The organism is Chimaeribacter arupi (assembly GCF_002858805.1).
In the GTDB taxonomy this organism is placed as follows: domain Bacteria; phylum Pseudomonadota; class Gammaproteobacteria; order Enterobacterales; family Enterobacteriaceae; genus Chimaeribacter; species Chimaeribacter arupi.
In genome coordinates, this window is sequence record NZ_PJZI01000009.1 from 92,483 (window position 1) to 100,686 (window position 8,204).

The 8,204-nt window shown below is 54.6% G+C and carries 10 protein-coding genes; all 10 read left to right on the forward strand.

The features are described 5' to 3' along the window. The first annotated feature begins 1 nt into the window (after position 1). The 10 genes from CYR52_RS07605 to CYR52_RS07650 are packed head-to-tail and all read left to right on the forward strand — an operon-like array spanning position 2 to position 8,200. Entirely contained in the window at positions 2–247 is a 246-nt protein-coding gene (locus tag CYR52_RS07605; protein ID WP_206605015.1) for a hypothetical protein, read from the forward strand. 1 nt (position 248) lies between these two features. After that, positions 249–1,901 carry a portal protein gene (locus tag CYR52_RS07610; protein ID WP_101828347.1) on the forward strand — a complete coding sequence of 551 codons (1,653 nt, stop codon included), beginning with the start codon at positions 249–251 and terminating at the stop codon, positions 1,899–1,901. Between the two features lie 10 nt (positions 1,902–1,911). Continuing rightward, positions 1,912–2,232 (forward strand): Bbp19 family protein, encoded by a 321-nt coding sequence (locus tag CYR52_RS07615; protein WP_101828348.1) that lies wholly within the window; start codon positions 1,912–1,914, stop codon positions 2,230–2,232. Beyond that, positions 2,225–2,935: a hypothetical protein gene (locus CYR52_RS07620; RefSeq protein ID WP_101828349.1), complete on the forward strand. Its 711-nt coding sequence runs from the start codon at positions 2,225–2,227 to the stop codon at positions 2,933–2,935. The genes CYR52_RS07615 and CYR52_RS07620 overlap by 8 nt, the downstream gene beginning before the upstream one ends. A gap of 24 nt (positions 2,936–2,959) precedes the next feature. Beyond that, entirely contained in the window at positions 2,960–3,955 is a 996-nt protein-coding gene (locus CYR52_RS07625; RefSeq protein ID WP_101828350.1) for a major capsid protein, read from the forward strand. A gap of 10 nt (positions 3,956–3,965) precedes the next feature. After that, positions 3,966–4,412: a Bbp16 family capsid cement protein gene (locus tag CYR52_RS07630; protein ID WP_101828351.1), complete on the forward strand. Its 447-nt coding sequence runs from the start codon at positions 3,966–3,968 to the stop codon at positions 4,410–4,412. Between the two features lie 36 nt (positions 4,413–4,448). Then, positions 4,449–5,045: a phage connector family protein gene (locus CYR52_RS07635; RefSeq protein ID WP_101828352.1), complete on the forward strand. Its 597-nt coding sequence runs from the start codon at positions 4,449–4,451 to the stop codon at positions 5,043–5,045. Beyond that, the gene (locus CYR52_RS07640) at positions 5,046–7,322 is read left to right on the forward strand and encodes a phage tail protein (RefSeq protein ID WP_101828353.1); all 2,277 of its coding nucleotides are present in this window, start codon (positions 5,046–5,048) and stop codon (positions 7,320–7,322) included. Continuing rightward, positions 7,319–7,735 (forward strand): hypothetical protein, encoded by a 417-nt coding sequence (locus CYR52_RS07645; protein WP_101828354.1) that lies wholly within the window; start codon positions 7,319–7,321, stop codon positions 7,733–7,735. The genes CYR52_RS07640 and CYR52_RS07645 overlap by 4 nt, the downstream gene beginning before the upstream one ends. Further along, complete coding sequence (locus tag CYR52_RS07650) at positions 7,736–8,200, forward strand: hypothetical protein (protein WP_101828355.1); 465 nt, start codon at positions 7,736–7,738, stop codon at positions 8,198–8,200. It begins immediately after the preceding gene. Positions 8,201–8,204: the final 4 nt, after the last annotated feature.

The window sequence follows — 8,204 nt, forward strand, 5'->3', positions numbered from 1 at the left end:
CATGAGTGAAGTAACAAAAGCAATTGGCGGCGTCATTGGCGGCGTTGGGTCGCTCGTTGGCCTGGGGAATAACGCCAGCACCACGATTCAGGCCGCCTCACCAGTCAACACAGACGATGCACTGGCTCAGGCTGATGACCAACTCCGGCGCCGGCAGCGTAAAGGCGTTAACGCTAACCTGCTGACCGGCTCTGGCGGTGACAGTTCTTCAAGCTCCACAGGGCAGAAAACACTTTTAGGCGGATAACATGGATAAAAGCCAGGAAGAACTCCTCGACCAAATCCTGCGCGACCAGAATACGATGCAAAACTCGCGTAAAACGTGGGAGCAGCACTGGGAGGAAGTCGCTGAACGATGCCTGCCCCGTGCGTCTGGCTTTACCAGTAAGAAGCAAGACGGCGCTAAGCGGTCAGAGAAGGCGATCGACTCCACACCCATTCTTGCGCTTGAGCGGTTCGCCGCGGCTGTTGAGTCAGTCGTGACACCTCGCACGCAGACATGGCACGGCCTTCAGAATGAACGGTTTGCTGAAGACAATGAAGTGCAGGAGTATTACGAAGCGGTAACTCGCATCCTGTTCCGCATCCGCTACGCGCCGCAGGCTAACTTTGCCAACCAGATGAGTGAGAACTACACGTCCATCGGCGCATTTGGTAATGGCTGCATCTTCGTTGATGAACTCCCGGGCAAGGGTACGCGTTACATCTGCTACCCGCTTCAGGAGATTTACTTCGAAGAAAACTATCAGGGCATCGTTGACCTTGTTCACCGCAAGTTCACGCTTACTGCCCGGCAGGCTGTGCAACAGTTTGGCAAAGAGAAGCTCCCGGAATTCATCCAGAACGCAGCTGAGCGTAACCCGCTTGAGCGGTTTGAGTTCATTCACCGTGTAGCACCTAACGAGAACGTCCGCTACATGAATGGTGAGCCTGTGCCCGGCCCCGATGGTATGCCGTGGACATCTCACTACATTAGCCTGTCAGGCAAGAAGATCGTCCGCAAGGGTGGCTACCACACCATGCCGTACTGCATCGCCCGCTACTACAAGTCGCCGGGTGAAACTTACGGGCGCGGGCCCGGCATGACAGCGCTGCCTGACATCAAAGTGCTCAACGAGATGAACAAGGAGACGCTGATTGGCGCGCAGCTCGCTAACCGCCCACCTGTTCTGGTCTCTGATGATGGGGCGCTTGATGCATTCTCACTGGTGCCGGGCAGCATTAACGCCGGCGCAGTCACCGCCCAGGGTAATGCACTGGCTATCCCGTTCAGTACGGGCGCCCAGCCGCAGCTTGGCCTTGAGATGATGGAGCAGAAGCGCCAGCTCATTAACGATGTGTTTCTGGTGACGCTGTTCCAGATTCTGGTGCAGAACCCGAACATGACCGCGACTGAGGCTATGTTGCGTGCTCAGGAGAAAGGGCAGCTACTAGCTCCGACGATGGGGCGCATCATGTCTGAACAACTCGGCCCGATGATTGAACGCGAGGTGGATATCTGCGCCCGCATGGGTCTGTTCCCGCCTCCGCCGCAGCAACTGGTTGATGCTGGCATGGAGTTCGATATCGACTACAAGTCACCGCTGGTACGAATGCAGCGTGCAGATGAAGGCAGCGGCATAGCTCAGACGCTTCAGGTGGCTGCATCACTGGCTCAGTCTAAGCCTGACATCATGAGCCTGTTTAAAATGGGCGACATCCTGCGCGAGTTTGGTGACATCAATGGGATGCCTCGCTCGCTGATTATGGATGCTGATGAAGAGGCGCAGATGCAGGCGCAACAGATTCAACAGCAACAATTGCAGAACGTGCTCCAGACAGCCCAGCCATTAGCTCAAGCGGCCGATAGCCTGGCATCAGCTCAGCAGAAATTTAACTCCCCGCTCCCAGCCCCACAGTAAGAGATAACGCATGGCATCACTGAAAGAACGTCTGTTCGCTAACAGGCGCGACCTCCTATTGTCCCGCGCTTACCGGTCGGTGTTTGGCGAGAGAGGAAAAAGAACGAAAGACCAGGAGATGGTCGTGGCTGACCTGATGAACTTCAGCAAGCTGCTGCAAAGCTCCGTCGCCATTTCGAAAGCAACCGGCAGCGTAGACCCACTGGCAACCATGCTGGCCGAGGGTCGGCGCGAGGTTGCACACCGGATCATCAACTTCACAACCCTGGATGACGCTCAAATCATTTTGGCTATCCAGCAGCTTAACGAGGCATTGAACAACGATGTTTAAGCTATCCGACTTCTTTAACGTCAAGCGTGAACTCGCAGAAGGCTCTGCCGCAGCCGGTGGCGAGTCAGCACCAGCTCCGGCGACTGAGGCGGCACCTGCCGCTGCACAGGCTGAGCAGACAACCTCTCTGCTTGGCGGAAACCAACAGCAGCCTACAGAAGCCGCTCCAGAGCCATTTCTCGCCGCTTTGCCGGAAGAGGGGGATGCCGATGGGTGGAATGCTTTGTACGCAAAACTGGGGCGCCCTGAGAGTGCAGAAGGCTATGAGCTGCCGCTGCCAGAAGGTGACGCTGGCGAGTTTGCCAAAACCACTGCCGAGTGGATGCATCAAGCTGGCCTGAACAAGCAGCAGGCGCAGGCGCTCGCTACTCAGTGGAATGCACACCAGGCACAGCAGGCAGAAGCTCAGCAGGCTGCCTTGCAAAAGCAGGTAGAGACTGACCTGTCGACCATCAAGCAGGAATGGGGCGCGCAGTTCGACGAGAACAAGGCGTTGATGTCCAAAGCCGTCAGCACGTTCGCCCCACCTGAATTCATTGAGATGCTGGACAAGTCCGGCCTTATCAACAGTCCCGTTATCGCAAAGATGTTCCTGAAGATCGGCGCGGCCATTAACGAAGACAAATCAGTTGCAACACCTAAGACACCTCCGCAAGGCGGTGAGATGACACTCGCTCAACGCCTCTGGCCGAGCATGAACTAATAGAAATAATTGGAGAATTATTGAATGGCTACACTATCCGGAAAGTACACTTTGCTCGACGTGGCAAAGACTCTCGATCCGAATGGCGGCACGGCAGCAGTTGCGGAACTCTTAAACCAGTCCAATGAAATGCTGCAGGACATGCCGTGGTACGAAGGCAACCTGCCAACCGGCCACCGAATCACCACCCGCACCGGCCTGCCGGATGTCGTGTTCCGTAAGATCAACGGCGGTGTGCCGCCAAGCAAGGCAACCACCGCTCAAATCGATGAAGCGTGCGGCATCCTCGAAGCCCGCTCGGAAATCGACAAAGATCTGGCAATGCTGAACGGTAACACCGGCTCCTTCCGCCTGCTGCAGGCTACTTCCTTCCTGGAAGCGATGAACCAGCGCATGCAGAACACCGTTCTGTACGGCAATGTGGATAGCACTCCTGAAGCATTTACCGGACTCGGCCCGCGCTTCGGCGCAATTGCCGCTGGCGGTGCAAACAAAGCAAACATCATCGATGCAGGCGGCACCGGTTCTAACCTGACCTCTATCTGGCTGGTCGGCTGGGGTGCCAACACCATTCACGGTATTTACCCGAAAGGCTCACAAGCTGGTCTGGTTCACAGAGATCTGGGTGAAGGTGATGCGTTCGACGCCAACCAGAACCGCTATCGCGCCTATATGGACCAGTACCAATGGAAATGCGGCATCGCGCTGCACGACTGGCGCTACGTGGTTCGTATCGCGAATATCGATGCCACAGCCCTCACCAAAAATGCCGCCTCTGGCGCCGACATCATCGACCTGATGACCCAGGCTACGGAGAAAATCCACAGCCTGAGCGGCGTAAACCCTGTGTTCTACGGCAACCGTACCATCGGCTCTTTCCTGCGCCGCCAGACAGTTAACAAAGTTGCTTCAGGCACCTTGTCTTATGACGAAGTGGGTGGCCGGCCAGCAACGCTGTTCAGTGGCATCCCTTACCGTCGCATTGACGCGCTGAACACCACTGAAGCCCGCATCGTATAAGGAGCGAAAGATGTACGTTGATAAGCAACTCGAATTCTCTGACAGCCAGACGGTGACGGCCACGGCCATCTCCACGAACGTTGTCGACCTGAACCCGGCGTTCAACTACAACACCGGCGTTGATATCGGTACGGGTGAAGATGTCTATCTGGTGCTCCAGGTGGATACCGCAGCAACTGCCGCAGGTGCTGCTACCGTGCAGATCACCCTCGAATCGTCTGCTGCTGCCGGCCTCACCAGCTCCACTGTCCATTTCACCAGCCCGACCTATCAACTGGCTGACCTGACCGCAGGTAAGACGCTGACCGCAGTTAAACTGCCTACCGGCACCTACCTGCGCTATGTCGGCGTGCGCTACACCGTTTCTACCGGCCCGCTTACTGCCGGCGCATTCTCTGCCTTCATCGTGAAAGATGTAGCGGCATGGCGCGCCTACGCACGTAACTACACCGCCTGATAGCAGGGGCTTCGGCCCCTTTTTTTATGGTGAGACATGGCTACCAAAATCGTCATCATTAACCGCGCACTGACCAAGCTCGGCTCCGAGCGGCTCATGAGCGAAACGGACAACAACGCAGCGTCACGCGCTATCGAGGCTGTATATGATGGCGTTCTTGATAATCTGCTTCGCATCTATCGCTGGTCGTTCGCCATTAAGCGGGCAGAACTGGCGACACTTACTGAGAATCCGGCGTTCGGGTATCAATATCAGTATCAACTTCCTGCGGACTGTCTGCGCATCGACGTGGTGACAGACATGACGCATCAGGAATGGCATTTCGGTTACACGCTGCCCATTCCGCGTTATCAGGTCGAGGGGCGCAAAATCCTCACCGACATGGAATCACCAATCTATCTGCGCTACGGCGCCAGGATGGATGACCCCACGCTTTACGACTCTGCTTTCACCGAAGCGTTTGCCTGCGCGCTGGCTGTCGAGGTGTGCGAGTCGATCACACAGTCATCCACCAAAAAACAGGCCGCGCTTCAGGATTACGAGATGGCTATCCGCCAGGCTCGACAAGCAAGCGCTATAGAGCGGCCACCTATTCAGCAACAGGAAACATCCTGGGTCACATCGAGGTTGTAAATGCCATCTGCTACCCCTGCCATCAACAGCTTCAATGCTGGCGAATTCTCCCCGCTGATGATGGGGCAGACCGACTTCCAGAAGTGGAAGAGCGGTTGCAAAAAGATGCTCAACTTCATCCCTCGATCACAGGGGCCGGCAGAGCGCCGCGGCGGCACCTATTTTGTCAGTGAAGTGAAGTATTCCGGCCAGCGTGTGTGGATAGCCAAGTTTGAATACAACACCACTCAGGCTTTCATTCTTGAGTTCGGCCCCGGCTATATCCGCTTTTATTCTGACCATGGCGTAGCGCTGGATGGCTCCGGTAACGTGCTGGAAATTGCCTCACCCTATACAGATGATGACCTCACAAATGATGATGGCGGGTTTGGCCTGTCTATGGTTCAAAGCGGTGATGTGATTTATATCTGTTGCTACACCGGGCAAAAACCTCCGTACAAGCTAAGCCGCAATAGCAATACAAACTGGACGCTGAACGCGATGGATTACGCATCCTCAGCCGGGCCATTCGATGACATAAACTCCAACCGGGCGGTAACGGTTTATACCGACCAGTTCCGTATCTGGTCATCGGATGGGGCAACGCGGCCAGACGGCACCCCCACAACAACGAGCCTATGCACCATCACTGCCAACTCAGCCATATTTGAATCTGGTCATGTTGGCGGCTTGTTTTATATCGAGGCCAGTACTGACGCTGTCACGGATGGAACAGGGCATAACGGTTACATACCTTGCTGGCAGGCGCAAACGACAGAGACATTTTCACCAGGCGTATTCTGCCGGAGTGACGGTAAATATTACGAAAGCATGGATGGCACCAAAACTGGGTCAACCCAACCAACATGGACGGCGGGCGCTCATCAGGACGGGTATACGCTCTGGCGATATTCAAACGGTGGATGGGGTGTAATCCAAATCACCTCCGTCACCAGCGCGAATGTCGCTGTTGGTAAAATCCTGACTGAGCTTCCGCCAAGTGTACGAACAGCCACCGGGAAAACCTTTAAGTGGGCGTTCGGTGACTGGTCTGATGCAATGGGCTATCCGACAAAAGTCGGCTTCTACAAAAGCCGCCTCTGCTTTGCTGGCAGTAACAAACTTTGGTTCTCCGTTGCTGCTGACTACGAAAACTTCACGCCTATGAGTGATGGGTATGAGGTTCAGTCTGATGATGCGATCAACGTGCAACTTGAGGCAGACTCAACCAACACAATTCAATGGATGGCTGCCAGTAGCTCACTGATTATCGGTACTGCCAGTAGCGAGCTTACCTGCTCGCCATCGACCACAACCAATGCCTTTGGCCCCGATAACATTCAGATTGTCCAGGAGTCAAAATATGGCTCCAAAGGCATAAATGCGGTGGTAGTGGGCAATACAGTGCTGTTCGTTCAGCGCGCAGGCAGGAAAGTCAGGGCGGTGACCGCTGATTACCAAAGCGGGTCATATAGCTCAACAGACCTATCTGTGCTGGCTGAGCATATTACCTCGACTGGCATTGTCGATTTCGCCTGGCAACAGGAGCCAGACAATGTGGTGTGGGTTGCACTAGCAAATGGTGATCTGGTTGCCCTGACTTACAATTCCGAGCAGGAAGTGATTGGGTGGCATCGACATGATGTAGGCGGTTTTGTTGAGGCAGTCTCGACAATCCCAGACCCAGACGGGAACCGTGATGACTTATGGCTTGTTGTTCGTCGCACTATTAATGGGGCTGTAAAGCGCTATGTTGAGTTTTTAAAACCTTCATGGGATGCAGATACCCAGTCTCTTTCTGAAGCGTTCTACGTTGATTGTGGGCTGACATACAACGGTGCGGCAGTCACCTCTGTCAGTGGTCTGTCTCACCTTGAAGGGCAAACCGTATCTGTTACGACAGATGGCGCGGCTCACCCTGATGCGGTGGTAAGTGGTGGCGCTATTAGTTTGCAGTGGCCTTCATCAGTCGTAAACGTAGGCCTTCCGTTTAGCTCTGAATTGGTCACACTGCCATTCCAGGACACGAAGATTAAGCGCGTGAATAAAGCGGCAATTCTATTCGTTAGCTCTCTTGGCGGAAAAGTCTCTGATGAAAGTGGGCGCAATACCGACATCATAGAAACCCGCGATTACAGTGACCTGATGGACAAGGTTCCGGGCGCTTACACGGAAATCAAAGAGATCACCTGGCCGGGTGATTACAACAAGAACGGCAGTCTGCGGATCATCCAAGACCAGCCTCTCCCCATGACAATCTGCGCAATCTATCCGCGAATGTGGACGACCGGCGAATGAAAATCATCGACTTTGAACCAGAGCACATCCTGCTCATTGAGCCTCAGCAATGCCAGCAGTACATCATTCGCACTATTGAATACGGACAGCAACTCGCTCAGGGCGACTGCTTTACCGGCGTTCAGGATGGTCGAGTGGTGGCAATTGGCGGCATTCTGCCGGTATGTGAGGGCAGGGGATACCTGCACATGATTGTGGCTGAGAATATGCCGCATCAGTGGATAAAGCTTTACCGGGCGGCGCGACGGCTCATTGATGCTGTTGAAAATGATTACATCCGCCTGGAAACGCTCAGTGCCTTTGGTGAGGCTGACCGCTGGCTGGAGATGCTCGGGTTTGAATTCGAGGGTGTGCTTCGCTGCATCCTCCCCAACGGTAAAGACGCTAAGTCATACAGCATAGTGAGGAAGTAAATGGCGGAATATCTCGCGGCCGGCGCAGCAGGGTTAGGTGCGTTGAGCAATATCAATAGCGCCAGGGATGCATCCAAGCAAAGCAACCTTAACGCTAAATTGCTTGACCAGCAGACGCGCAATGTCGCACTGCAAACTGGCTCTCAAGTGTCGCAAATTCGTCGCCAAGGTGATCAAGTGCTGGCTCAGCAGTCAGCTGGTTTTGCTGATAACGGCACGGGGACTGGCGGTTCAAATGCTTTGATTCAGCGTTCTACTGCCATCGATACAGAAATGGACGCGGCTAACGCGGATTACAATGGGCGCCTGCAAGTGTCCGACTTACAAAATCAGGCCAGTGCGTTACGGGCGCAAGCAAAAGCCCAGAAGCCAGGGTTGCTTAGCTATCTTGGCGGAGCTGTAAGCACCCTTTCAGCGTATAGCAAGGCTGGCGGAACCTTTGGTGGATCATCTTCAAAGAAATAGGTGA

Bases quoted from the DNA above. Each gene is read 5' to 3' on its own strand.
- CYR52_RS07615 (WP_101828348.1), top strand. From the start codon at position 1,912: ATGGCATCACTGAAAGAACGTCTGTTCGCTAACAGGCGCGACCTCCTA.
- CYR52_RS07605 (WP_206605015.1), top strand. From the start codon at position 2: ATGAGTGAAGTAACAAAAGCAATTGGCGGCGTCATTGGCGGCGTTGGG.
- CYR52_RS07620 (WP_101828349.1), top strand. From the start codon at position 2,225: ATGTTTAAGCTATCCGACTTCTTTAACGTCAAGCGTGAACTCGCAGAA.
- CYR52_RS07625 (WP_101828350.1), top strand. From the start codon at position 2,960: ATGGCTACACTATCCGGAAAGTACACTTTGCTCGACGTGGCAAAGACT.
- CYR52_RS07630 (WP_101828351.1), top strand. From the start codon at position 3,966: ATGTACGTTGATAAGCAACTCGAATTCTCTGACAGCCAGACGGTGACG.
- CYR52_RS07640 (WP_101828353.1), top strand. From the start codon at position 5,046: ATGCCATCTGCTACCCCTGCCATCAACAGCTTCAATGCTGGCGAATTC.
- CYR52_RS07650 (WP_101828355.1), top strand. From the start codon at position 7,736: ATGGCGGAATATCTCGCGGCCGGCGCAGCAGGGTTAGGTGCGTTGAGC.
- CYR52_RS07635 (WP_101828352.1), top strand. From the start codon at position 4,449: ATGGCTACCAAAATCGTCATCATTAACCGCGCACTGACCAAGCTCGGC.
- CYR52_RS07645 (WP_101828354.1), top strand. From the start codon at position 7,319: ATGAAAATCATCGACTTTGAACCAGAGCACATCCTGCTCATTGAGCCT.
- CYR52_RS07610 (WP_101828347.1), top strand. From the start codon at position 249: ATGGATAAAAGCCAGGAAGAACTCCTCGACCAAATCCTGCGCGACCAG.